The sequence below is a fragment of the Variovorax sp. V35 genome (assembly GCF_041154465.1).
Taxonomy (GTDB): domain Bacteria; phylum Pseudomonadota; class Gammaproteobacteria; order Burkholderiales; family Burkholderiaceae_C; genus Variovorax; species Variovorax boronicumulans.
Map to the genome: position 1 here is coordinate 4469004 of NZ_AP028666.1, position 22959 is coordinate 4491962.

Consider the following 22959-nt stretch of genomic DNA (forward strand, 5'->3'; position numbering starts at 1 on the left):
CGAGGGAGAAGAGACGAGGGGCGGTGCCGTTTCGCGCGAGGGAAAAGCGGCAGGCCCGGACACGCACTCCCGCAGCATCCGAAGGCGGTTGCGAAGGCCGGTATCCGGGCTCGCGGAGTGCGTCGGGATGCAATGCATGCACCTCGGCGCCGAAGCCCTCGCCTTCCCACGCCGAAGCGCAGTGGCTGCCCGGGCGAAGAATCGCCGGGGCCTGAGGGTGTCGATGTCCGCTGACCGTTGCGGGGGCAGCGCAGGAATGGAAGGGTCGTTCGAAAAAACGACGCCTCGCACCTGCTTCCCGTTTAACCCCGCCGCCAATCCTGTGACTGGTCGTGCAGGGCACCTTCGAACCGTGGGGTGTTGGACGACACCGGTGTGAACCAATGTTTCCAACCGCCGGGATTATAGGGAGCGCCCTGCGGCGGCGCCCTTGCGGGCCCCGTCAGACGGGCTTGCCGTCGGGCCCGAACAGCCGCCGCAGCACCGCCACGCCGGCCACCAGTGCATTCGAATACGTGGCGTAGGGCTCGTGGGCTGCTTCGAGCGGCACGTACACATGGGTGGAGTCGCCGGGCGAGCCGTCCACGGCCTCCATCAGCACCCAGTAGAACTCCCCTTCTTCCAGTTCGTGGACGGTGAGTGCGATGTCTCTCGGCGAAGGCATGACGATCAGAGAAATGAAACAGGGAATGAACTCGCCTTTGAACGGGCAAGGGGCCGGCGCGGTTGTCAGTACTAGGGCTTCTCCTACAGTGCATGGACGCCGCGCGGCCTAATGTTAGGGGTGGGGAGTTGCATCAGAACAAGGAGTCAGCATGAAACATTTCACGCTTGAACCCAACATGCGCGCCGCCTTCGGTGGCGCGTTCTACCCGACCGGTTACTCCCTGGTGATGTTTCCGAGCGTCGAAGACGCCAGCCGCATCGGCCACGGGCTGATCGCGAAAGGCATCGTGAGCGGCGACGAGGTCTACCTGATACCGGCCGAAACCGTCCTGGCGGAAATCGCGCCGACCGTGCATGCCTCGCACAGTCCCCTGCCCTCCGCCGGCACCGACGGCGACACGGTGCGCGCCTTCATCCAGCTCGCCCACGAAGGCCACACGGGCCTGCTGATCCGCACCAAGGACGGCGCCATCGCCGAGCGCGTGATGGAACTGGTGCGTACCGTGCCCTACTCGATCGCCGAGCGTTATCGCACGCTGGTGATCGAGGATCTTTGAGCGCTGGCCGAAGCGTCGGTCAAGGCGTCGGTGTCAGCCCGGCGCTGTGCTTCCATACCTCGGCAGCCGAGGTGGGAGGTGCCTGCGCCCAGCAAGGCGGGCAGCAGCAGATTCACCACCGGCACGAGCGCCAGCAGCAGGATCAGAACGCCGAACGCCACCATCGCACCGCGCTGGCGACGCACGACCTGCATGCGCTCCTCGCCGTTCGCAATGCCGGCGAGCGCGGGCGCCAGCAGGAAGCGCACGTTGAGGTAGGCGAGCAGCAGGAACAGCAGCACGCCGTTGATCACCGGCACCAGCAGGCACAGCAGCATCCCCAGGCTCGCGCCCAGCCAGGGCCCCAGCCATCCGCGCACGCCGACCAGCAAGCCCGAGGACTCGGGCCGTGACTGCAGCAGCGCCGGGTAGCGCGCCTGCACGCGCTCGCGCACCGGGCCCAACACCACCCAGCGCAACGCCAGCCGGATGGTGGCGACGATGACGCCGACGTACATCACCACCAGCACCACGACCGTGAGCAGCGCCGCATAGAGCAGCAACATCGCCAGCGCAGGGGCGATGCCCGCCATGCCCGCGATGCTCCCCCCACTGCCTCCCGTGCCGGGCAGCAGGCCGAGCACCGCCCCGCCCATCACGATGAAGACCGACACCACCCCGGCCGCCGTTCCGATCGGCTGGAAGTGGCGGTAGAGCACCCAGCTCCACACCGTGAAGACCAGCAGGCACAGGCCCGCGGAACGCAGCGCGATGCCGGGGCGCAGGCTGGAGCGGAAGGCCAGCGCGAGGCAGACCAGGGACTCGCGCACCCCGCCGAGCAACGAATGCCATCGGGCTTTCAGTGACATGGGATCAAAAAAAGGAGAAATCGATGAAATATGCGGGCGCATACCTTGGCCGAGGAACGGGCTCCTCGGCCGACGCGACCTGCAACAGGAGGAATCGACCGGCCCTCAGGCCGGCACTGCCATCGCGGCGGCGCGCTGCACCACATCGCGGGCCATGGCCTGGGCGAGTTCCTGTTCGCCCAGGAACACCTTCGCGTCGGTTTCGGCGGCCAGCAGGCGGGCTTCCTGCTCGTTGTGGCTGCGCACCACGGTCTGGATGGTGGGGTTCAGCGTGCGCGCGGTTTCGATCATCTGGCGCACGTTCATGGCGTCGGGCGTGGCCACCACGAGCACGCGGGCGCGCGCCACGTGCGCCTGGATCAGCACCGCCGGGTCGGCCGCGTCGCCCCACACGGCGGGGATGCCGGCCTCGCGCAGCTTCTCGACCAGCTCGCGGTTCTGTTCGGCCACCACGTAGGGGATGTCGTTCGTCTCGAGTTCGGCGGCGATGCGCCGGCCCACCCGTCCGTAGCCGACCAGCACCACCTGCCGCGACAGGTACTTGGCTTCGGTGGTCATGGGCAGCTCGGCCAGCGGGTCGCTGCGCGCGTCCAGCTCGCGTGCGAACTTCGAATGCGCGCGCAGCCATTTCTGCAGCGGCGCGATGAGGCTGAACCACAGCGGGTTGGTGGCGATGGAGATCAGCGCGCCCGCCAGCACCAGGCTCTGGCCTTCCACCGGCAGCAGGCCGAGCGACACGCCCAGCCCGGCCAGGATGAACGAGAACTCGCCGATCTGCGCCAGGCTCGCGCTCACGGTGAGCGCCGTGGCCAGCGGGTAGCGGAACACCAGCACCAGCGCACAGGCCGCGAGCGACTTGCCCAGCACGATCACCAGCACCACGGCCAGCACCTGCAGCGGGCGCTCCAGCAGCACCGACGGGTCGAACAGCATGCCGACCGACACGAAGAACAGCACGGCGAACGCATCGCGCAGCGGCAGCGACTCCTGCGCCGCGCGGTGGCTGAACTGCGACTCGCGCATCACCATGCCGGCGAAGAAGGCGCCCAGCGCGAACGACACGCCGAACAGCGCCGCCGAGGCGAAGGCGATGCTCACGGCCGCCGCCACCACGCACAGCGTGAACAGCTCGCGCGAGCCGGTGCGCGTGACCTGCCAGAGGATCCACGGGAACACGCGCCGCCCCACCACCAGCATCAGCACCACGAAGCCGCCGACCTGCAGCAGCGTGAGGCCCAGCGTCTGCCAGACGGGGTCGCCGCTGGTGTCGATCTTGGTGCTGCCCAACGCGCCCGCCAGCGGCGGCAGCAGCACGAGCACCAGCACCATCGCGAGGTCTTCGACCACCAGCCAGCCCACCGCGATGCGACCGGTGAAGGAATCGAGGATACCCAGGCTCTCGAGCGCGCGCAGCAGCACCACCGTGCTCGCCACCGACAGCGCCAGCCCGAACACCAGCGCCGCGCCCCAGCTCCAGCCCCACCACATGGCCAGCCCGCCGCCGAGCAGCGTGGCGACCGCGATCTGCGCGATGGCGCCGGGCAGCGCGATCTTGCGCACCGCGAGCAGGTCGGCCAGCGAAAAATGCAGGCCCACGCCGAACATCAGCAGCATCACGCCGATCTCGGCCAGTTGTGCGGCAATGCCCGCGTCGGCCACAAAGCCGGGCGTGAACGGGCCGATGATCACGCCCGCCAGGAGGTACCCCACCAGCGCTGGCAGCCGCAGCCGCGCCGCGAGAAAGCCGAACACCAGCGCCAACCCCAGGCCGGCGGCAATCGTATTGATGAGGGAGACGCTGTGGGGCATCGGTCCATTTTGCAGGAACGGCCCTCAACCTTTGAAGCCCGCAGGCTTCTACGGGCCTGCGTCTACACCCCTACGGAAGCGACGCGAACTATCGTAGGCATAAAGCACTTCTATTCGCATCGACACCTTTCTCATCCAGAATTTGAGCGGTCCCCCGTCCCCCCAACAACAGGAGCCTCCCCATGAGCAACGAGAAAACCGAAGCGAAGTGCCCGTTCAGCCAGGCCACCGGCGCCGGCACCACGAACCGCGACTGGTGGCCCGAGCAGCTGCGCCTGGACCTGCTGCACCAGCACTCCTCCAAATCCGATCCCCTGGGCGCCGGTTTCGACTACGCCAAGGCCTTCCAGAGTCTCGACCTCGCCGCGGTGAAGAAAGACCTCGCCGCGCTGATGACCGACTCGCAGGACTGGTGGCCCGCCGACTTCGGCCACTACGGCCCGCTCTTCATCCGCATGGCCTGGCACAGCGCCGGCACCTACCGCATCGGCGACGGCCGCGGCGGCGCCGGCCGCGGGCAGCAGCGCTTCGCGCCGCTCAACAGCTGGCCCGACAACGTGAGCCTGGACAAGGCGCGCCGCCTGCTCTGGCCGATCAAGCAGAAGTACGGCCAGAAGATCTCCTGGGCCGACCTGTTGATCCTCACCGGCAACGTCGCGCTCGAGACCATGGGCTTCAAGACCTTCGGCTTCGGCGGTGGCCGCCCCGACGTGTGGGAGCCCGACCAGGACGTGTACTGGGGCCGCGAGAAGACCTGGCTGGGCGGCGACGTGCGCTACGCACAGGGCTCGCCCGGCGTCGAGAAAGACCGCGGCGTGCTCGTGAAGGACGACGACAGCAAGGTGCCGCACAGCCGCAACCTCGAGAACCCGCTGGGCGCCGTGCAGATGGGCCTGATCTACGTGAACCCCGAGGGCCCGGACGGCAACCCCGACCCGATCGCCGCGGCCCACGACATCCGCGACACCTTCGCCCGCATGGCCATGAACGACGAGGAAACCGTGGCGCTCATCGCCGGCGGCCACACCTTCGGCAAGACCCACGGCGCGGGGCCGGCCTCGAACGTCGGCAAGGAACCCGAAGCCGCCGGCCTCGAAGACCAGGGCTTCGGCTGGAAGAACAGCTTCGGCACCGGCAAGGGCGGCGACGCCATCACCAGCGGCCTCGAAGTGACGTGGACCACCACGCCCACGAAGTGGAGCAACAACTTCTTCGAGAACCTGTTCGGCTACGAATGGGAGCTGACCAAGAGCCCCGCCGGCGCGCACCAGTGGGTGGCCAAGGGCGGCGCCGGTGCCGGCACCATCCCCGACGCGCACGACGCCTCCAAGCGCCACGCGCCGACCATGCTCACGACCGACCTGTCGCTGCGCCTGGACCCGGCCTACGAAAAGATCTCGCGCCGCTTCCTGGCCAATCCCGACCAGCTCGCCGACGCCTTCGCGCGCGCCTGGTTCAAGCTCACGCACCGCGACATGGGCCCGCGCGCCCGCTACCTCGGGCCCGAGGTGCCGGCCGAAGAGCTGATCTGGCAAGACCCGATCCCGGCCGTCGACCATCCGCTGGTCGACGCCAACGACGTCGCGGCGCTGACGAAGAAGGTGCTGGCCTCGGGCCTCACGCCCGCGCAGCTGGTGTCGACGGCATGGGCCTCGGCCTCCACCTTCCGTGGCTCCGACATGCGCGGCGGCGCCAACGGTGCCCGCGTGCGGCTGGCACCGCAGAAGGACTGGGCCGTCAACCAGCCCGCGCAGCTGGCCCAGGTACTGAAGGTGCTCGAAGGCATCCAGAGCGAGTTCAACGCGGCGCAGACCGGCGGCAAGAAGATCTCGCTGGCCGACCTGATCGTGCTGGCCGGCGGCGCGGGCGTGGAACAGGCCGCGCGCAATGGCGGGCGTGAAGTGAAGGTGCCCTTCTCGCCGGGCCGTGCCGACGCCTCGCAGGAACAGACCGACGTGCCCTCGTTCGAGCCGCTGGAGCCCGCGGCCGACGGCTTCCGCAACTACCTGAAGGGCCGCTACAGCGTGCCCGGCGAAGCGCTGCTGATCGACAAGGCGCAGTTGCTCACGCTCACGGCGCCCGAGATGACCGTGCTGGTCGGCGGCCTGCGCGTGCTCGACACCAACGTCGGCCAGACGCGCCACGGCGTCTTCACGAAGACGCCCGGCACGCTGAGCAACGACTACTTCGTCAACCTGCTCGACATGGGCACGGAGTGGAAGGCCGTGTCGGACGCCAAGGAAGAGTACGAAGGCCGCGACCGCAAGACCGGCACCCTCAAGTGGACCGGCACGCGCGTCGACCTGGTGTTCGGCTCCAACGCGCAGCTGCGCGCCATCGCCGAGGTCTACGGCGCTTCCGACAGCCAGCAGAAGTTCATCGACGACTTCGTGGCCGCCTGGACCAAGGTGATGAACCTGGACCGCTTCGATCTCGCCTGAGGCGGGGCGCCTTCGGGCGCTTGCACCGTCCGCGCCTCTGGGGGGGTCCGCCCCCCGCGGGCGCGGACTCCCATGAACGAGGTATTCGGTTTTCAGGCCGGGGCACTAGATTCGGCCCCATGAAATTCGCGAAGGCATGGCTTGCCGCCGGCGTCGTCCTGGCGGCCTCGCAGTTCGGCGCGCTGTACGCGCAGGACGGCAACCCCGAATGGCGCGCGCAGCGCCAGGAACTCGTGCAACGCATCAACGCCAACCGCTACGACGTCGGCACGCTCGAGCTGGCGCAGCAGGTGCTGCAGACGGCGCAACGCACGGGCGGGCCCGAGTCCGCCGACGCAGCCCTCAGCCTCGTGCTGCTGGCCCATGTCCACCAGCGACAGGGGCAGCTGACCCGGGCCGCGCAGTCGTACACGGCCGCGCTCGCCATCCAGGAAAAGACCGCCGGGCCGGACAGCCCGCGGGTGGCGTTCACGCTGAGCGCGCTGGCCGGCCTGCACTACCGCCGCGAGGCCTTCGACCAGGCCATTGCGCTGTACGAACGCGCCCTGGCGATCCACGAGAAGCAGCGGCGCCCCGACGCACACGCGGTGCTGTACAGCCGGCAAAACCTGGCCGCGGCCCATCGCGCCCAAGGCGCCTACGCCAAGGCCGTCCCGCTGTACGAACGCGAGCTCGACGCCAGGGCGCAGCCGCTGCTCGCGGTGGCCCTGGTGCACTGACGCGCACTGAAGCGCACCGAAACGCGCCGCACCGCACCCAAACGCGCGGGCCGGCGCCCTGCGCCGGCTACTGCGCCATCTTCGATTCGCGCGCGTTCACCAGCTCCTCGGGCTCCTGCGACTCGACCCAGCTCTCGTTGTTGAGCCCGGCCTGCAGCCGCTCGGTGTCCAGTTCGTTGGTCCACTTGGCGACCACGATGGTGGCCACGCCGTTGCCGATCAGGTTGGTGAGCGCGCGGGCTTCCGACATGAAGCGGTCGATGCCCAGGATGAGCGCCAGCCCCGCCACCGGCACATGCCCCACCGCCGACAGCGTGGCCGCCAGCACGATGAAGCCGCTGCCCGTGACGCCAGCCGCCCCCTTCGAGGTGAGCAGCAGCACGGCCAGCAGCGTGATCTCCTGCGTGAGCGTCATCGGCGTGTTGGTGGCCTGCGCGATGAACACCGCCGCCATCGTCAGGTAGATCGAGGTGCCGTCCAGGTTGAACGAGTAGCCCGTGGGAATCACCAGCCCCACGCAGGTCTTGTGGGCGCCCAGGTTCTCCATCTTCTCCATCATGCGCGGCAGCACCGATTCGCTGGACGAGGTGCCCAGCACGATCAGCAGCTCTTCCTTGATGTACTTGATGAACTTCCAGATGCTGAAGCCGTGAAAGCGCGCAATGAGCCCCAGCACCACGAAGATGAACAGCAGGCAGGTCAGGTAGAAGGTGCCCATGAGCTTGCCCAGCGACAGCAGGCTGCCCAGCCCGTACTTGCCGATGGTGAAGGCCATGGCGCCGAAGGCGCCGATGGGCGCGAGCTTCATGATGTAGTTGACGATCACGAACAGCACGTGCGAGCCCTTCTCGATCACGTCGAACACCAGCGTGCCGCGCCCGCCGAAGCGGTGCAGCGCAAAGCCGAACAGCACCGCGATCAAGAGCACCTGCAGGATCTCGCCCTTGGCGAAGGCGTCGACCACGGTGGAGGGAATCACGTTGAGCAGGAAGTCGACCGTGCCGGTCATCTTGCCGGGGCCGGTGTAGGCCGCGATGGCCTTGGTGTCGAGCGTGGAGGCGTCGATGTTCATGCCCGCACCGGGCTTGAGCAGGTTCACCAGCACGAGGCCGACCACCAGCGCGATGCTGCTCACGATCTCGAAGTACAAGAGCGCCAGCCCGCCGGTCTTGCCGACCTTCTTCATGTCTTCCATGCCGGCGATGCCGACCACCACCGTGCAGAAGATGATCGGCGCGATGATCATCTTGATGAGCTTGATGAAGCCGTCGCCCAAGGGCTTCATCGACTCGCCGAGCGAGGGGTAGAAGTACCCCAGGAGCACGCCGACGATCACCGCGGTGATCACCTGCGCGTACAGGGAACGGTAAAGGGGGAGCTTCCTGGGTACTGTGCTTGTTGTATGTGCCATGACTGCCTCCTGAAAAGATGAGGGAAAACGCAGAAGAAAGGGTTCGTGCCGGGTTGCTTTCGATGGTTGAAGTCGTGTGTCCTGTGGGAGTGGTTCCGGCCCAAATGAAAAAACCCGCCGAAGCGGGTTTTTGTTTTCAGGGCGTGGCGCGCATGCTCAGTGCATGTGGAGGCCGCCGTTGACCGAGAAGTCGGCCCCGGTGCTGTAGCCGCCTTCGTCGGTGGCGAGCCACGCGATGATGGAAGCGATTTCGCTCGGCTCGCCCAGGCGCTTGACCGGGATCGTGGCCACGATCTTGTCGAGCACTTCCTGGCGGATGGCCTTGACCATGTCGGTGCCGATGTAGCCCGGGCTCACCGTGTTCACGGTGACGCCCTTGTTGGCCAGCTCCTGCGCCAGCGCCATCGTGAAGCCGTGCATGCCGGCCTTGGCCGCCGAGTAGTTGGTCTGGCCGGCCTGGCCCTTGGCGCCGTTGACCGAGCTGATGTTGATGATGCGGCCCCAGCCCTTTTCGACCATGTCGCCCACCACCTGCTTGGTGACGTTGAACATGCTGTTGAGGTTGGTTTCGATCACCGCGCTCCAGTCCTCGGGCGTCATCTTGAGGAACATGCGGTCCCGCGTGATGCCGGCGTTGTTGACGAGCACGTCAATCGCCCCGTGGGCCGCCTTGGCGGCGGAGAAGGCCTCGACGGTGGATTGCCAGTCGCCGACATTGCCGACCGACGCGTGGAACTCGAAGCCTTCGGCTTTCTGTTCGGCCAGCCACTTGGCGTAGTCCCGCGTGGGGCCGCAACCTGCGACCACGGTGAACCCGTCCTTGTACAGACGCTGGCAGATGGCTGTTCCGATGCCACCCATGCCTCCGGTGACATATGCAACTTTCTTGCTCATGAGATTTCCTTGATTGAAGCTAGCAAAAAGCCTGAACGGCCGCCTTCACTCTAGCCATTTTCAGGCCACACAACTCTGAGGGAGAACACTGAGCCAAGCTTGCAACCAGCTGTCACGGACATCACCTCGGCGGCACTCTATATGCTTGCGGCTTCGCGCCCGTGACAGGGCCCCTGCCGGCCACCCCACCAGGAGTTCGCACGCATGAATTTCGCAATCGTCGTCTTCCCCGAGGTCGAGGAGCTCGATTTCGTCGGTCCCTGGGAAATGCTCACCATGTGGAGCAAGCTGGCTGGCGGCCCCGCCAACTGCCTCGTGGTGGCGCAAACGCATGGCCCGGTCGTCTGCGCCAAGGGGCTGTCGATCAACCCGCATGTCTCGTTTGCCGACTGCCCGCCGCTCGATTTCGTGCTCGTGCCCGGCGGCATGGGTACGCGGCGCGAGGTCGACAACCCCGCCATGGCGCAGTTCCTGGCCGCGCAGGCTCCCGGCTGCAAGGCGCTGCTGTCGGTGTGCACCGGCGCCTTCGTGCTGCATGCGGCCGGCCTGCTCTCGGGCCGCACCGCGACCACGCACTGGGGATCGCTCGACCGCCTGCGCGCGCTCGGCGACGTGAAGGTGGTCGAGCAGCGCTTCGTGCAGGACGGCCACGTCTGGACCTCGGCCGGCGTCTCGGCCGGCACCGACCTGATGCTCGCCTTCATCGCCCATGTGGCGGGCGAGGAAGCCGCGGCCAAGGTGCAGCTGCAGGCCGAGTACTACCCGGCCGACACGGTGTACGGCCACACCTCGAGCCACGAGCGCGCGCCGTCGTATGTGCGGCGGCCGGGCTCGCGCGCGGGCCTCGCCTGACCGTTCGTTCGTTCGTTCACGCGTTCCCTTGATCGATCGAACGGTCGGTCATTTCTTCTTTCTTACTTCTTTCGACCTCCATGCCCACGCCCGACCTCACCGACCTCGAACCGCTTTCCGTGCTCGCCGCCCGCGTGGGGGCGACGCTGCGCGAGCGGCGCCAGACGGTGGCAGTGGCCGAATCGTCGGCCGGCGGCCTGGTCTCGGCCGCCCTGCTCGCGCTGCCGGGCGCCTCGGCCTACTTCCTGGGCGGCGCGGTCATCTACTCGCGCCGCGCCGGCAAGGCCCTGCTCGGCCTCACGCCCGAGGACATGGGCGACATGCGCGGCGAGACCGAGCCCTATGCGCGCTTCATCTCGGGCCGCATCCGCGACGCCCATCGTTCGAAGTGGGGCATCTGCGAGAGCGGCGCGGCGGGACCGTCGGGCAGCCCGTACGGCGATGCGCCGGGGCATGTCTGCATCGCCGTGACCGGCGCGGACGGCCTCGTGGTCAGCCGTACGATCGAGACCGGCGCAACCGACCGGCCATGGAACATGGATGTGTTCGCTCGGCTGTTGCTGAAGTTGTTCGAGGAGACCTTGCTGGCATGAGCAAGGCCGTGCCGGCCTTTCGGCGCGTGGGCGCCGGAGATGCGGACTTCCTCTTCGACCTCTGCGAGGCCACGATGCGCGGCTACGTTGAACAGGTATGGGGCAGCTGGAACGCGGCGGGCGTCCGGGCCCATCTTGCCGAACAGGCGCGCGCCGGCGCCTTCTTCGCACTGGACCTCGACGGCATGCGCGTGGGCGCTGTCGCATTCGAGCAGCACGACACGCACATCCAGATCGAAGAGATGTACATCGTCCCCTCGTGGCAGAACCGGGGCATCGGAAGCGCGGTCGTGACGCACATCGTCAGCCTGGCCTCGCGAGAGCAGGTGCCGGTCCGGCTTCGGGTGCTGGCGTCGAACCCCGCACGCCTTTTCTATGAGCGGCTCGGCTTTCAGGTGACCGTTTCAACACCGGAACGGTATTTCATGGAGCGCCCCCACTGAGCGAGAGCCCGAGGGGCCGCGCCGCTCTCAATCCGCCTGCACCCCCGCAGCCCGGATCACCTTCCCCCACTTCTCGATCTCCGCCGCCAGGTGGCTGCGCAGCGCCTCGGGCGTGACCTTCTCCATCGGCACGGCCTCGGTGCTCAGCTCGGCGAAGCGCTTCTTCACGTTGTCGTCCTGCAGCGCGGCGCGCAGGGCCACGTTGAGCTTCTCGATCACGGCCGGCGGCGTGCCCTTGGGCGCGTACACGCCGTGCCACACCTTCACGTCGAAGCCCTTGAGGCCCTGCTCGTCGAGCGTGGGGATGTCGGGCATGCTCGACAGGCGCTTGGGCGTGGTCACGCCGAACACCTTCACGCGCTGGCCGTCCTTGATGACGGGCGCGGTCTGCGTGGTCTGGTCGCACAGCAGGTCGACCTGCCCGCCCATGAGGTCGTTGAGTGCCGGGCCTGCGCCCTTGTAGGGCACGGTCGTCAGCTGCACGCCGATCTGGTGCGCGAAGAGCATGCCGCACAGCTGCGAGACGGCGCCGATGCCGGCGTTGGCAAGCGAGACCTTGTCCTTGTTCGTCTTCACGTAGGCCAGCAGCTCCTTGAAGTTGTTGGCCGGGAAGTCCTTGCGCGACAGCAGGGTCATCGGCACGTCCATAACCTGGCCGACGTACTCGAAGTCTTTCAGCGGGTCGTAGTTGAGCTTCTTGTACAGCGCGGGCGCGGTGGCCATGCCCATGTGGTGGATGAGGATGGTGTAGCCGTTGGGCGCGGCCTTGGCCACGCGGGTCGGCGCGATGGTGCCGCCCGCGCCCACGGTGTTCTCGACCACCACGGTCTGCCCCAGCGACTTGCCCATGGGCACGGCGAGCATGCGCGCCACCACGTCGGTGGGACCGCCGGCCGAGTACGGCACGACCATCACGATGGGCTTGTCGGGCCACGCAGCCTGCGCGGCGGCAGGCGATGCGGCGGCGAGCAGGCAGGCGCCCGCCGATGCGGCGATGAGGGCTTTCAGTTTCCAGGTCTTCGTTGCGTTCACTTCTTTGTCTCCTTGTGGTTTGTCTGTGGATCAGTGCGTCACGGATGAATCGCCCGGGCCGTGAGATGCGGCCAGCGCCAGCCAGCGCTCGGCCAGCCGCACCACGGGCCCGTCGACCATGCGGCCGTCGAGGCTCACGACGCCGCCGCCGGCCGCGCGCACGGCCTCGGTCACGCGGTGCGCCCAGGCCACCTCGTCGGCCGTGGGCCCGAGCGCGGCCTGCACGGGCGCGACCTGTTCGGGATGGATGCACAGCTTGGCGCCGAAGCCGCCGCGCCGGGCGCGCGCCGTGTCGGCGGCGAGCCGCTGCGCATCGCGCCAGTCGGGCGACACACCGTCGATGGGCGTGGCCAGCCCGGCGCGGCGCGATGCCAGCACCAGCGCGAGGCGCACGGGCACCAGCTCGGCCTCGTCGGCGTCGCAGGCCATGCCGAGGTCGGCCTGGAAATCGAGATGGCCGAAGGCCAGCCGCAGCACCTGCGGCGCGCCCGCGATGGCATCGAGCGCCGCGAGCCCCGCGGCCGATTCGATGAGCGGCACCAGCACGGCCTTCGGTCCGGCCGTGGCGGCCAGCCGATGCAGTTCGTCGGCGTGCTCGGCCTTGGGCAGCACGATGCCGGCGATGAGGCCCTCGGCGATCCAGCCGGCCGCGCGCGCGCAGTCGTCGTCATGCCATGGCGTGCCGCTGGCGTTCACGCGCACCAGAAGTCGCTCTCGCCCTTCGGCGGGCAGCGCCGCCAGCGAGGCGCCAAGCGCGTCGCGCGACTCGGCCTTGCGCGCGGGGGCCACGGCGTCTTCGAGGTCGATGATCACGCCGCCCGCGCCCGTCACCAGTGCGCGTGCATGGCGCTCGGGCCGGTCGGCCGGCACGAAGAGAAAGGCGCGCGCCAAAGCGAGCGCTTGATTGGCGGGTCCGCTCATACCGCGCCGGCCGCGCGCAGCGTCGCGATCGCGTCGTCGCCGCGGCCCAGGCTGCGCAGGATGGCATCGGTGTGCTGGCCGACCGCGGGCACCGGGTCCATGCGGTAGTCGAAGGCGCTCTGGCGACCGGCGGGCAGCAGCGCCGGGATGTCGCCGGCCGGCGAGCCCACCTGGCGCCAGCGCTCGCGTGCCTGCAGTTGCGGATGCGCCCACAGCCCGGCCATGTCGTTCATGCGCGCATTGGCGATCTGCGCGGTGTCGAGCCGCTCGAGCACCTGCGCCGCGCTGAGCGCACCGAAGGTGTCGACGATGAGCGTACGCAGCGCCTCGCGGTGCTCGTTGCGCCGCGCGTTGCTGTCGAAGCGCGGGTCGCTCGCAAGTTCGGGGCGCAGCAGCACCTTGTCGCAGAAGGCGCGCCACTCGCGCTCGTTCTGCAGGCCCAGCATCACGGTGCCGCCGTCGCCGGCGGGGAACGGGCCGTAGGGATAGATGGTGGCGTGCGAGGCGGCGCTGCGCGGCGGCGGCGGCGCACCGTCGTAGGCGTAGTACATCGGGTAGCCCATCCACTCGGCAAGCGATTCGAGCATCGACACGTCGATGTGCGAGCCCTTGCCCGTCTTGCCGCGCTGCATCAGCGCCGCCAGGATGCCGGTGTAGGCGTACATGCCCGCCGCGATGTCGGCGATGGAGTTACCCGACTTGCACGGGTCGTCGGGCGTGCCCGTCACCGAAAGAAAGCCGGCCTCGCTCTGGATCAGCAGGTCGTAGGCCTTCTTGTCGCGGTACGGGCCGTCTTCGCCGTAGCCCGAGATGTCGCAGACGATGAGCGCGGGGTGCTTCTCCTGCAGCACCTGCGCGCCCAGGCCCATGCGCGCGGCGGCGCCGGGCGCGAGGTTCTGCACCAGCACGTCGGCGCCGGCCACCAGCTCCTGCAGCACGGCGAGCGCGGCGGGCTGCTTCAGGTCGAGCGTGAGGCTTTCCTTCGAGCGGTTGACCCACACGAAGTGCGAGGCCTCGCCGTTCACGCGCTCGTCGTAGGCGCGCGCAAAGTCGCCGCCGCCGGGGCGCTCGACCTTGATGACGCGCGCGCCGAGGTCGGCAAGCTGGCGGGTGCAGAACGGCGCCGCGATGGCGTGTTCGAGCGAGATGACGGTGATGCCGTCCAGGGGTCTGGTCATGGGCTTCTTCTTTCTTTCCTTGCGTCAGGCGAGCACGGCCGTGGCCTGCATCGTGAGCCAGCCGTCGGCGTCTTCGCCCCACAGGCTGAAGGTCTTGCCGTCGGTGCTGCCTTCGGCGGGCTTGCCGTGCACGCGGAACGGCGCGATGTCGAAGGTCGGGCGCACGGCGCGGAACTCGAAGCGCGCGAGCTGCGCATCGGCCGGCGCGTTGCGGCGCAGCAGGTCGACCAGCAGCGTCGCGATCAGCGGGCCGTGCACGATGAGGCCCGGGTAGCCCTCGACCTGCGTCACGTAGCGGCGGTCGTAGTGGATGCGGTGGCCGTTGAAGGTCAGCGCCGAGTAGCGGAACAGCAGCACGTCGTCGGGCACGAGGTCGCGGCTGAAGGCGGCGTCTTTCGGTGCGGGCGTGGGCGGCGGCGCAGGCTCAGCGGGTGCGGCGGCGGCGCGGTAGACGATGTCGTGCTCTTCGGTCAGCGCGAGGCCGCGCGCGTTGCGCACCTCGTGGCGCACCAGCACGAACACCAGCTCGCCCGTGCGGCCGGCCTTGTGCGTGACCGAGGCGATGGTCGAGGTGCGCTCGACCGCATCGCCCACCTGCAGCGGATTGCCCGGCTCCCACGTCAGCCGGCCGCCGGCCCACATGCGGCGCGGCAGCGGCACGGGCGGCAGGAAGCCGCCGCGCTTGGCATGGCCGTCTTCGCCGATCTCCGACTGGCGGTGGTGCGGCAGGAAGTACAGCCAGTGCCACAGCGCAGGCAGGCGCGTGCCCGCCTCGGGCAGCGGGTCGTCGCGGTCGAGCGTGGCGGACAGCCCGCGCACGGGCGCGGCGGTGAGGTCGTCGCGCAGCGTTTCGCTGCGGCCCTGCCAGGCCTGCAGGTGCGCGAGGGCTTCGGCGTCGATCAGGGGAGAAGTCATGTCGTGTGTGTCGGGAAGAAAGATGAGTGGCGAGGTCAGTCGACCGCGGCGCCCGAGGCCTTGACGATGCGCGCCCACTTGGCGAGGTCGGTGCGCAGCAGCGCCGAGAACTGTTCGGGCGAGGTGGCCGCGGCGATCTCGACGCCCTGCTGGTCGAGCTTGTCGCGCAGGTCCTTGGCCGCGAGCGCCTTGCGCGTGGCGTCCTGCAAGGTGGCGAGTACGTCGGCGGGCACGCCCGCGGGCGCGAACAGGCCGATCCACAGCGTGCCGTTGTAGCCCGGCACCTGCTCGGCGATGGCGGGCACGTCGGGCAGCACGGGCGAGCGTTTCTCGCCGCTCACGGCCAGCGCGCGCAGCTTGCCGGCCTTGATGTGCGCCAGCGCCGAAGGCAGGCTCGCGAACACGATCGGCAACTGCCCGCCCAGCACGTCGTTGATGGCAGGCGCCACGCCCTTGTACGGCACGTGCTGCAAAGAGATGCCGCCCATGCTGTTGAGCATTTCACCCAGCAGGTGGTTGAGCGTGCCGTTGCCCGCCGAGGCGTACTGGTAGTTGGCGCCCTTCTCGCGCGCCAGTTTCAAAAATTCGGCGAAGTTCTTCGCGGGGAACGACGGGTTCACCAGCAGCACGTTGGGCACGGCGCCGATCAGGCCCACGGGCTTGAAGTCTTTCTCGGGGTCGAAGCCCGGGTTCTTGTACAGCGCGGGGTTGATGGCCTGGCTGCTGCTGATCGTCATGAGCAGCGTGTAGCCGTCCTTCGAGCCCTTGGCGACCAGCTGCGTGCCGATGTTGCCGCCCGCGCCGGGGCGGTTGTCGACCACCACGCTGGCGTTGTTCAGCACCTCGCCGAGCTTCTGGCCGACGAGGCGGCCGACGATGTCGTTGGTGCCGCCCGCGGCCTGCGGCACGACGAGCGTGATGGGGCGCGAGGGGTAGGTCTGGGCGGTGGCCGGGTTGGCGGCCAGCAAGGTGGCGGCGGCGAGGCCGAAGGCGATCAGCGCCTTGGCGCGAAGCCGCAACGCGGGGGTGGTGTCGTGTGTCTCCATCGCCGCATGGTCTTCTGCCCGCCCCGTCGGCGCAATCTGCGATTTCGGAACCCAGGCTTCTGAAATTCCGAAGGCTTGACTACCATCGCCCCATGCTCTTCGACCTCACCGACCTGCGCCTGTTCGTGGCCACGGCCGAGCTCGGCAACCTCACGCGGGCGGCCGAGCGCCAGCACCTGTCGCTGGCCGCGGCCAGCGCGCGCATCAAGGCGCTCGAAACCCAGGCCGGCCTGCAGCTGCTGCAGCGCGAGGCCCGCGGCGTGCGCCTGCTGCCGCCGGGCGAGGCCTTCCTGCACCACGCCCGCTTGGTGCTGCACCAGGCCGACCAGCTGCGCGCCGACCTGCTCGAGTACGGCGGCGGCCTGCGCGGCCACCTGCGCGTGTTCGCCAACACCACGGCGGTGACCGATTTCCTGCCCGAGATCCTGCCCGGCTTCCTGGCCGCCAACCCGCGCATCAACGTCGACCTTCAGGAAAAACCGAATGCTCAGATCCCGCGCGGCGTGCGCGACGGGCGCGCCGACATCGGCATCGTCGCGGGCCAGATGGACACGCTGGGCCTGGACACCATCCACTTCAGCACCGACCGGCTGGTGCTCGTCACGGCGCGCCAGCACCGCTTTGCGCGGCGCCGCCGCATCTCGTTTGCCGAGACGCTCGACGAAGACGCCATCGGCATGCAGCAAGGCAGCACGCTGCAGGCGTTCCTCGGGCAGATCACCGACCACCTGGGCAAGCGCCAGAAGCTGCGCATCCAGCTCGGCAGCTTCGACGCCATGTGCCGGATGATCGGCAGCGGCGTGGGCATCGGCGTGGTGCCGGAGTCGGCCGCGCGGCGCAACCAGGAGAGCATGGGGCTCGCGCTGGTCGAACTCAGCGACCCGTGGTGCGTGCGCGAGCGCTACCTGCTCGTGCGCGACCGCGCCGCCCTGCCCGTGTACGCCCAGGCGCTGGTCGAGACCTTGTGCAAGCACTACGCCGACGCGCAGGCCGAAACCGGCTGACGGCCCGATTTCCGGCCAAAAACAGGCACTTGCAGGCGGCTTGTGAGAAACCCGATGTCTTCCCCATTTTCTGTGCACAACTTTGGGGGTAAGTCAGGGGCAGCGTTGTAAAGCGATTGCAAGTTGTTGTTTTATAAGGGGAATAGTTAGTCTGCTTAAAATTTTTGCAGTGCACAAGTCAGGACGCCGAGGGGCCTGAAAATCGCTCGAAAACAGGAAAGTCAAGCGAAAAAACAGGGGGTTGCCTGTGCTAGGCCGCCCTTTGAAACCAACGACTTGCGGCGGGTTGTGAAGAAGTCCGCTGCAATCCCCACTTTCTGTGGGCAACTTTGGGGGTAACTCGGGTGGAGCTTTGTAAAACGAATGCAAATTGTTGTTTTACAAGGGGATTTCACACTTTGCTCAATTTTTGAGCGGTGAACAAGAGCGTCAGCCAGTCGGGTGACCGTCGCCCAAATGTATCCAAAGGTTCTCAGAACGCCGAATCGGGTCGATGCGAGGCGAGAAAGAGGGCCGCTACAGTCGCCCTGACATGCTCGAAGCCCTCAGCTCCCCCTGGTCCTGCATCGGCGCCGTCGCCGGGCTGTTGATCGCCCTGCTGGTTCATTGGCTGGCCCCGGCCGACATCGACACGGTGCACGCCGGCGCGTGGCTGGTGGGCATCGGCTGGCTCGCGGGCTTGGCCTGGGACCTCGTGAATTCGGACCGGTCGAAGTAATCCGCAGGCGGGCCCCGCGCACAGCGGGCACAAAAAAGAGAGGGGAGGCAGCAGCCCTTGCGAGCCCCTGCCTCCCCTCCCCGTACCGGTTCACCCGGTGATCAGGCTCAGCGCTCGATCGTCAGCGCCACGCCCATGCCGCCGCCGATGCACAGCGAAGCGATGCCCTTCTTGGCGTTCTGGCGTTGCATTTCGTGCAGCAGCGTCACCAGGATGCGGCAGCCCGACGCGCCGATGGGGTGGCCGATGGCGATGGCGCCGCCGTTCACGTTCACCTTGTTCACGTCCCAGCCCATTTCGCGGTTCACGGCGCAGGCTTGCGCGGCAAAGGCTTCGTTGATCTCGAGCAGGTCGAGGTCGGCGGCCTTCCAGCCGGCGCGCTGCAGCGCCTTCTGCGATGCGGGCACGGGGCCCATGCCCATGATGGTCGGGTCCAGGCCGGCGGTGGCGTAGCTGGCGATGCGGCCCAGCGGCTTCAGGCCCAGGGCCGCGGCCTTCTTGGCCGTCATGACCATCACGGCGGCTGCGCCGTCGTTCAGGCCCGAGGCATTGCCCGCGGTCACGCCGCCGGCCTTGTCGAAGGCGGGACGCAGGCCGGCCAGCACTTCGGCGTTGGTCTTGCGGTTGATGAACTCGTCCTGGTTGAAGACGAGCGGGTCGCCCTTCTTCTGCGGAATGCTCACGCCGACGATTTCGTCCTTGAACTTGCCGGCGTCCTGCGCGGCGGCAGCCTTGGTCTGGCTGGCCAGGGCCAGTTCGTCCTGCGAGGCGCGGTCGATGTTGTACTTCTTGGCCACGTTCTCGGCCGTGATGCCCATGTGGTACTGGTTGTACACGTCCCACAGGCCGTCGACGATCATGGTGTCGACCAGCTTCCAGTCGCCCATGCGCTGGCCGTTGCGCGAGTTGGGCAGCACGTGCGGCGCCATGCTCATGTTTTCCTGGCCGCCGGCGATCACGATTTCGCTGTCACCCGTGGCCACGGCCTGCGCCGCCAGCATCACGGCCTTCAGGCCCGAGCCGCACACGGCGTTGATGGTGAGCGCCGGCGTTTCCTTGGTGCCGCCGCCCTTGAGCCAGGCCTGGCGCGCGGGGTTCTGGCCGGCACCGGCCGCGAGCACCTGGCCCATGATGGCCTCGCCCACCTGGTCGGCCGTGAGGTTGGCGCGCGCGATCACTTCCTTGATCACGAGGGCGCCCAGCTCGGTGGCGGGAATGCCGGCGAGCGAGCCGCCGAATTTGCCGACCGCCGTACGCGCAGCCGAAACGATGACGATGTCTTCCATGAGGTTCTCTCCGTTGAGGTGATTTGAAATCGGTTGCGATCTTGCGGAAGCTGGCGCCCGTTCAGGCCTTGGCCTTCACGTAGCGTCCCGGCGCCGGTTCGATGGCCTTGTAGGCCTTGCCGTTGCCGTAGCCCTTGGGCGCGGGGATCTGCTTGCCCGCGTGGCCCTTGAGCCATTGTGCCCAGTCGGTCCACCAGCTGCCCGGCTGCTCCTGCGCGCCGGCCAGCCATTCGGGCTGGGTCTTGGGAAACTTGCCGTCCTCGCGCAGCCAGTGGCTGCGCTTTTTCTTGGCGGGCGGGTTGATCACGCCGGCGATGTGGCCCGAAGCGCCCATCACGAAGCGCTTCTTGCCCGTGAGCAACTGCGTGGAGGTGTAGGCGCCGCCGATGGGCACGATGTGGTCTTCACGCGAGCCGTAGATGTAGGCCGGAATGTCGATCTTGCCGAGGTCGACCTTCTCGCCGCACACCGTGAGCGCGCCGGGCTTGGCCAGCTTGTTCTCGTGGTACGTGTTGCGCAGGTACCAGGCGTAGAACGGGCCCGGCAGGTTGGTCGCGTCGCTGTTCCAGTACAGCAGGTCGAAGGCCGGCGGCGTCTCGCCCTTGAGGTAGTTGCCGACCACGTAGTTCCACACCAGGTCGTTCGGGCGCAGGAAGCTGAAGGTCGAGGCCAGGTCGCCGCCGGGCAGCAGGCCGCCCTTGCCCAGCTGCATCTCGCGGTACTGCACCATCGGCTCGTCCACGAAGATGTCCAGGATGCCGGTGTCGCTGAAATCGAGAAACGTGGTCAGCAGCGTGACCGACGCGGCCGGCTTCTCGCCGCGCGCCGCGAGCACGGCCAGCGCGGTGCTCAGGATGGTGCCGCCCACGCAGAAGCCCAGCGTGTTGATCTGCTTGCTGCCGCTGATCTCCTGCACGGTGTGGATGGCCTTGATGGCCGCGTTCTCGATGTAGTCGTCCCAGGTGGCCTGGGCCAGCGACTCGTCGGGGTTGCGCCAGCTCACCACGAACACGCGGTGGCCCTGCTCGTTCGCATAGCGGATGAGCGAGTTGTCGGGCTGCAGGTCGAGGATGTAGAACTTGTTGATGCACGGCGGCACCAGCAGGAACGGCCGCTCGTACACCTTGGCGGTGAGCGGCTTGTATTCGAGCAGCTGGAAATAGTCGTTCTCGAACACCACGGCGCCTTCGGTGGTGGCCACGTTGCGCCCCACTTCGAAGGCGCTCTCGTCGGTCATGCTGACGTGGCCCTGCTTCATGTCGTGCAGCAGGTTCCGGATGCCCTTGGCGATGCTCTCGCCCTGCGTGTCGATGGCTTTCTTCTGCGCCTCGGCGTTGAAGGCGAGCGAGTTGCTGGGCGAGGCCGCGGCCATCCACTGCTCGACCGCGAAGCGCAGGCGCGCCTTGGTCTTGTCGTCGGCGTCAATGGCCTCGGCCATGCGCATCATGGTGCGGCCGTTGAGCAGGTACACCGCAGCCGAGAAGGCCGCCAGCGGGTTGCTGCCCCAGGCCTCGGCGGCAAAGCGCTTGTCGCCCTCGGGCCGGGCACCGAAGCCGCGGCGCCAGAGGTCGGTGGCGTCGCTCAGGTACTGCTGCTGGATGGACTGGAGCTGCTCGGGATCGATGGAGAACTTCGGCAGCTCGGGCATGGCGGCTGCGCCCGGGAATTGCGCCATTTGTGGCAATTGCCATAGCGGCGTGCCGCCGACGTCGAAAGCGGCGGAACCTCCTGGACCTGCAGCTTTCTGGAAAGCCTCCATGGCCTGGGTCCAGCCCTGCGTGAGGGCTTTTTGAAAGGGCGCGAACGCATCGGCCCCCGTGTCTTGTTGCTTCATCATGTCTCCTGGCCGTGGCCTGGGTCGATACGAACGGATGGCTTGCGTGTTTTGAGTATGCTGCATTCGCAAGGCACTCACAACGCCGCGCTTTCACTAATCCCTTGAAACAAAACGTCTGCGCCTGTGTTCATCCATTTGATCGTGATCGGCTGGCTCTACGTGGCCGTGATGATGGCGGTGGCCGAAGCCACCAACACCACGGGCACGGTGCTGGGCGCCATCTTCACATTTCTTCTTTACGGCCTCGCGCCGGTGGCGCTGGTGATCTACCTGATGGCCACGCCGGCGCGCCGGCGGGCGATCAAGGAACGCGAGGCGCAGGCCCAGGAGGCCGCGCGCCGCGCTGCCGCGGAGGCTGCGGCTTCAGACCTTCCAGACCAGCGCGGCGAAGCGCCCGCTGACGCCGTCGCGCCGGTGCGAAAAGAACCGTGACGGCTGCGCGACGGTGCACCACGCATCGCCGCTGTCGTTGCCGTGAAGCGACGCGACACCCACCGCACGCAGCCGCTGACGCGCGAGCGCAGGCAGGTCGGCCAGCCACTTGCCTTCGGCCGCCGCGGGCGTGAAGCACGACGCCGCCTCGGGCGACTGCGCCTCGAAGGCGGCCTTGACTTCCGCCCCCACCTCGAAGGCCTTCGGGCCGATGCAAGGGCCGAGCCAGGCCATGAGGCGCGGCGCACCACCGTCGACCTGCGCAAAGGCGCGCACGGTCTGCTCGAGCACGCCGCCGGCCAGCCCGCGCCAGCCCGCATGCGCGGCGGCCACGCGGTGGCCGCGTTCGTCGGTGAAGAGCACGGGCAGGCAGTCGGCCACCATGACCGTGCAGGCGCGTGCGGAGGTCGCGGCCGTGCAGGCATCGGCGACGGTGCCGTCGGGCACGGCCTCGTCGAGCGACACGAGCCCCGTGCCATGCACCTGCTGCAGGAACACCGGCCGCGTGCCGATCGCCTGCTGCAGCCGGCGGCGGTTCTCGGCGACGTGCGCGGCGTCGTCGGCCACGTGGTCGCCGAGGTTCAGGCTCTCATAGCGCCCGGTCGACACGCCGCCGTCGCGCGTGGTGCACAGCGCGCGCACGTTCGGCGGCGCGGGCCACTCGGGCACCAGCCATTGCGGATTCATCGCGACGTGCCGGCTCAGGGTTCCGCGTCGGGCGACTGCGAGGGCTGCGCGCGCTGGAAGGCGTCGAGCTTCATGCAAGCGTCGAAGGCGGCCATGGTGCGCGGCAGGCCGCTGAAGTCGCAGTCGAAGCGGCGGCCGTTGAAGATCTGCGGCACGAGGCAGCAGTCGGCAATGGTGGGCGTGTCGCCCCAGCAGTAGGTGCCGCCCGGGTGCTGCGCGAGCTGGCGCTCGAACGACAGCAGGCCGTCGCGCACCCAGTGGCGGTACCAGGTGTTCTTGGCTTCGTCATCGACCTTCAGTTCCTTCACGAGGTACTTGAGCACGCGCAGGTTGTTCAGCGGATGGATCTCGCAGGCGATCGACTGCGCCAGCGCACGCACGTGGGCGCGGCCCACGGGATCGGTCGGCAGCAGCGCCGGCTCGGGGTGCGTTTCGTCCAGGTACTCGATGATGGCCATCGACTGCGAGAAGCGCTCGCCCTCGTCCTCGAGCAGCGGCACGAGCATGTCGGCCGAGATCGCCGAGTACGGGCCGGTGCGGTGTTCGCCGCGCGCGATGTGCACGGGCACGTAGTCGTAGTCCAGGCCCTTGAGGTTCAGGGCGATGCGGACACGGAACGAGGCGGAGGAGCGGAAATAGTTATGCAGCTTCATGATTTCTCGAGGATAGC

The 22959-nt window shown here is 68.2% G+C and carries 23 protein-coding genes and 1 riboswitch; of the genes, 9 read left to right on the forward strand and 14 right to left on the reverse strand.

The features are described from left to right. Positions 1–77: 77 nt before the first annotated feature. Positions 78–362, reverse strand: a riboswitch (cobalamin riboswitch). Positions 363–442: 80 nt separating this feature from the next. Next, positions 443–664 (reverse strand): hypothetical protein, encoded by a 222-nt coding sequence (locus ACAM42_RS20770; RefSeq protein ID WP_062480886.1) that lies wholly within the window; start codon positions 662–664, stop codon positions 443–445. 151 nt (positions 665–815) lie between these two features. Here ACAM42_RS20770 and ACAM42_RS20775 point away from each other — a divergent pair, with 151 nt between their 5' ends. Beyond that, positions 816–1223 (forward strand): hypothetical protein, encoded by a 408-nt coding sequence (locus ACAM42_RS20775; protein WP_070061115.1) that lies wholly within the window; start codon positions 816–818, stop codon positions 1221–1223. Here the strand turns inward: ACAM42_RS20775 and ACAM42_RS20780 are convergent. Beyond that, the gene (locus tag ACAM42_RS20780) at positions 1193–2071 is read right to left on the reverse strand and encodes an EI24 domain-containing protein (protein ID WP_369629224.1); all 879 of its coding nucleotides are present in this window, start codon (positions 2069–2071) and stop codon (positions 1193–1195) included. The genes ACAM42_RS20775 and ACAM42_RS20780 overlap by 31 nt on opposite strands. A gap of 105 nt (positions 2072–2176) precedes the next feature. Beyond that, positions 2177–3880: a YbaL family putative K(+) efflux transporter gene (ybaL, locus tag ACAM42_RS20785; protein ID WP_369629225.1), complete on the reverse strand. Its 1704-nt coding sequence runs from the start codon at positions 3878–3880 to the stop codon at positions 2177–2179. Between the two features lie 182 nt (positions 3881–4062). Here ybaL and katG point away from each other — a divergent pair, with 182 nt between their 5' ends. Both katG and ACAM42_RS20795 read left to right on the forward strand, forming a co-directional pair. Continuing rightward, a complete protein-coding gene (gene katG, locus ACAM42_RS20790; RefSeq protein WP_369629226.1) occupies positions 4063–6321 on the forward strand; it encodes a catalase/peroxidase HPI in 2259 nt (752 codons plus the stop codon). Between the two features lie 119 nt (positions 6322–6440). After that, the gene (locus ACAM42_RS20795; protein ID WP_369629227.1) at positions 6441–7040 is read left to right on the forward strand and encodes a tetratricopeptide repeat protein; all 600 of its coding nucleotides are present in this window, start codon (positions 6441–6443) and stop codon (positions 7038–7040) included. Between the two features lie 67 nt (positions 7041–7107). Here the strand turns inward: ACAM42_RS20795 and ACAM42_RS20800 are convergent, their stop codons facing one another. Both ACAM42_RS20800 and phbB read right to left on the reverse strand, forming a co-directional pair. Beyond that, a complete protein-coding gene (locus tag ACAM42_RS20800; protein ID WP_369629228.1) occupies positions 7108–8451 on the reverse strand; it encodes a dicarboxylate/amino acid:cation symporter in 1344 nt (447 codons plus the stop codon). A gap of 156 nt (positions 8452–8607) precedes the next feature. After that, complete coding sequence (phbB, locus tag ACAM42_RS20805; protein ID WP_062480872.1) at positions 8608–9345, reverse strand: acetoacetyl-CoA reductase; 738 nt, start codon at positions 9343–9345, stop codon at positions 8608–8610. Between the two features lie 204 nt (positions 9346–9549). Between phbB and ACAM42_RS20810 the strand changes: the two genes are divergently transcribed. The 3 genes from ACAM42_RS20810 (at position 9550) to ACAM42_RS20820 (ending at position 11233) form a co-directional block, all read left to right on the forward strand. Continuing rightward, complete coding sequence (locus ACAM42_RS20810; protein ID WP_369629229.1) at positions 9550–10197, forward strand: DJ-1/PfpI family protein; 648 nt, start codon at positions 9550–9552, stop codon at positions 10195–10197. Between the two features lie 80 nt (positions 10198–10277). Next, a complete protein-coding gene (locus tag ACAM42_RS20815) occupies positions 10278–10790 on the forward strand; it encodes a CinA family protein (protein WP_369629230.1) in 513 nt (170 codons plus the stop codon). Further along, the gene (locus tag ACAM42_RS20820; RefSeq protein WP_369629231.1) at positions 10787–11233 is read left to right on the forward strand and encodes a GNAT family N-acetyltransferase; all 447 of its coding nucleotides are present in this window, start codon (positions 10787–10789) and stop codon (positions 11231–11233) included. The genes ACAM42_RS20815 and ACAM42_RS20820 overlap by 4 nt, the downstream gene beginning before the upstream one ends. A gap of 27 nt (positions 11234–11260) precedes the next feature. Here ACAM42_RS20820 and ACAM42_RS20825 read toward each other — a convergent pair whose 3' ends face one another. The 5 genes from ACAM42_RS20825 to ACAM42_RS20845 are packed head-to-tail and all read right to left on the reverse strand — an operon-like array spanning position 11261 to position 16325. Continuing rightward, positions 11261–12265, reverse strand: coding sequence for a tripartite tricarboxylate transporter substrate binding protein BugD (locus ACAM42_RS20825; RefSeq protein ID WP_369629232.1), 1005 nt, complete (start codon positions 12263–12265; stop codon positions 11261–11263). Between the two features lie 30 nt (positions 12266–12295). Next, on the reverse strand, positions 12296–13186 hold the full coding sequence (locus tag ACAM42_RS20830) for a CoA ester lyase (RefSeq protein WP_369629233.1): 891 nt from the start codon (positions 13184–13186) through the stop codon (positions 12296–12298). Further along, positions 13183–14364: a CaiB/BaiF CoA transferase family protein gene (locus tag ACAM42_RS20835; RefSeq protein ID WP_369629234.1), complete on the reverse strand. Its 1182-nt coding sequence runs from the start codon at positions 14362–14364 to the stop codon at positions 13183–13185. The genes ACAM42_RS20830 and ACAM42_RS20835 overlap by 4 nt, the downstream gene beginning before the upstream one ends. Positions 14365–14388: 24 nt before the next feature. Further along, entirely contained in the window at positions 14389–15279 is an 891-nt protein-coding gene (locus ACAM42_RS20840; protein WP_369629235.1) for a MaoC family dehydratase N-terminal domain-containing protein, read from the reverse strand. A 35-nt stretch (positions 15280–15314) separates the two neighbouring features. Further along, positions 15315–16325 (reverse strand): tripartite tricarboxylate transporter substrate binding protein, encoded by a 1011-nt coding sequence (locus ACAM42_RS20845; RefSeq protein ID WP_369629236.1) that lies wholly within the window; start codon positions 16323–16325, stop codon positions 15315–15317. A gap of 92 nt (positions 16326–16417) precedes the next feature. Between ACAM42_RS20845 and ACAM42_RS20850 the strand changes: the two genes are divergently transcribed. Together ACAM42_RS20850 and ACAM42_RS20855 are read left to right on the forward strand one after the other, a co-directional pair. After that, positions 16418–17329 (forward strand): LysR substrate-binding domain-containing protein, encoded by a 912-nt coding sequence (locus ACAM42_RS20850; RefSeq protein ID WP_095745803.1) that lies wholly within the window; start codon positions 16418–16420, stop codon positions 17327–17329. Between the two features lie 532 nt (positions 17330–17861). Further along, a complete protein-coding gene (locus ACAM42_RS20855) occupies positions 17862–18047 on the forward strand; it encodes a hypothetical protein (RefSeq protein ID WP_369629237.1) in 186 nt (61 codons plus the stop codon). Between the two features lie 107 nt (positions 18048–18154). On the opposite strand, the gene ACAM42_RS20860 is transcribed toward ACAM42_RS20855, so the two are convergent. Together ACAM42_RS20860 and phaC are read right to left on the reverse strand one after the other, a co-directional pair. After that, a complete protein-coding gene (locus ACAM42_RS20860) occupies positions 18155–19333 on the reverse strand; it encodes an acetyl-CoA C-acetyltransferase (RefSeq protein ID WP_095745805.1) in 1179 nt (392 codons plus the stop codon). A 61-nt stretch (positions 19334–19394) separates the two neighbouring features. Next, a complete protein-coding gene (gene phaC / locus ACAM42_RS20865; RefSeq protein WP_369629238.1) occupies positions 19395–21167 on the reverse strand; it encodes a class I poly(R)-hydroxyalkanoic acid synthase in 1773 nt (590 codons plus the stop codon). Between the two features lie 126 nt (positions 21168–21293). Here phaC and ACAM42_RS20870 point away from each other — a divergent pair, with 126 nt between their 5' ends. Next, complete coding sequence (locus ACAM42_RS20870) at positions 21294–21602, forward strand: hypothetical protein (RefSeq protein ID WP_095745806.1); 309 nt, start codon at positions 21294–21296, stop codon at positions 21600–21602. Here the strand turns inward: ACAM42_RS20870 and pgeF are convergent. Together pgeF and maiA are read right to left on the reverse strand one after the other, a co-directional pair. After that, entirely contained in the window at positions 21534–22289 is a 756-nt protein-coding gene (gene pgeF / locus ACAM42_RS20875; protein ID WP_369629239.1) for a peptidoglycan editing factor PgeF, read from the reverse strand. The two genes, ACAM42_RS20870 and pgeF, sit on opposite strands and share 69 nt — an antisense overlap. Before the next feature lie 14 nt (positions 22290–22303). Continuing rightward, positions 22304–22942, reverse strand: a complete 639-nt coding sequence (gene maiA / locus ACAM42_RS20880) for a maleylacetoacetate isomerase (protein WP_095745808.1) — start codon at positions 22940–22942, stop codon at positions 22304–22306. Positions 22943–22959 lie beyond the last annotated feature (17 nt).

Coding starts and splice junctions, on each gene's coding strand:
- ACAM42_RS20770 (WP_062480886.1), bottom strand. CDS start 664: ATGCCTTCGCCGAGAGACATCGCACTCACCGTCCACGAACTGGAAGAA.
- ACAM42_RS20775 (WP_070061115.1), top strand. CDS start 816: ATGAAACATTTCACGCTTGAACCCAACATGCGCGCCGCCTTCGGTGGC.
- ACAM42_RS20780 (WP_369629224.1), bottom strand. CDS start 2,071: ATGTCACTGAAAGCCCGATGGCATTCGTTGCTCGGCGGGGTGCGCGAG.
- ybaL (WP_369629225.1), bottom strand. CDS start 3,880: ATGCCCCACAGCGTCTCCCTCATCAATACGATTGCCGCCGGCCTGGGG.
- katG (WP_369629226.1), top strand. CDS start 4,063: ATGAGCAACGAGAAAACCGAAGCGAAGTGCCCGTTCAGCCAGGCCACC.
- ACAM42_RS20795 (WP_369629227.1), top strand. CDS start 6,441: ATGAAATTCGCGAAGGCATGGCTTGCCGCCGGCGTCGTCCTGGCGGCC.
- ACAM42_RS20800 (WP_369629228.1), bottom strand. CDS start 8,451: ATGGCACATACAACAAGCACAGTACCCAGGAAGCTCCCCCTTTACCGT.
- phbB (WP_062480872.1), bottom strand. CDS start 9,345: ATGAGCAAGAAAGTTGCATATGTCACCGGAGGCATGGGTGGCATCGGA.
- ACAM42_RS20810 (WP_369629229.1), top strand. CDS start 9,550: ATGAATTTCGCAATCGTCGTCTTCCCCGAGGTCGAGGAGCTCGATTTC.
- ACAM42_RS20815 (WP_369629230.1), top strand. CDS start 10,278: ATGCCCACGCCCGACCTCACCGACCTCGAACCGCTTTCCGTGCTCGCC.
- ACAM42_RS20820 (WP_369629231.1), top strand. CDS start 10,787: ATGAGCAAGGCCGTGCCGGCCTTTCGGCGCGTGGGCGCCGGAGATGCG.
- ACAM42_RS20830 (WP_369629233.1), bottom strand. CDS start 13,186: ATGAGCGGACCCGCCAATCAAGCGCTCGCTTTGGCGCGCGCCTTTCTC.
- ACAM42_RS20835 (WP_369629234.1), bottom strand. CDS start 14,364: ATGACCAGACCCCTGGACGGCATCACCGTCATCTCGCTCGAACACGCC.
- ACAM42_RS20840 (WP_369629235.1), bottom strand. CDS start 15,279: ATGACTTCTCCCCTGATCGACGCCGAAGCCCTCGCGCACCTGCAGGCC.
- ACAM42_RS20845 (WP_369629236.1), bottom strand. CDS start 16,325: ATGGAGACACACGACACCACCCCCGCGTTGCGGCTTCGCGCCAAGGCG.
- ACAM42_RS20850 (WP_095745803.1), top strand. CDS start 16,418: ATGCTCTTCGACCTCACCGACCTGCGCCTGTTCGTGGCCACGGCCGAG.
- ACAM42_RS20855 (WP_369629237.1), top strand. CDS start 17,862: ATGCTCGAAGCCCTCAGCTCCCCCTGGTCCTGCATCGGCGCCGTCGCC.
- ACAM42_RS20860 (WP_095745805.1), bottom strand. CDS start 19,333: ATGGAAGACATCGTCATCGTTTCGGCTGCGCGTACGGCGGTCGGCAAA.
- phaC (WP_369629238.1), bottom strand. CDS start 21,167: ATGAAGCAACAAGACACGGGGGCCGATGCGTTCGCGCCCTTTCAAAAA.
- pgeF (WP_369629239.1), bottom strand. CDS start 22,289: ATGAATCCGCAATGGCTGGTGCCCGAGTGGCCCGCGCCGCCGAACGTG.
- maiA (WP_095745808.1), bottom strand. CDS start 22,942: ATGAAGCTGCATAACTATTTCCGCTCCTCCGCCTCGTTCCGTGTCCGC.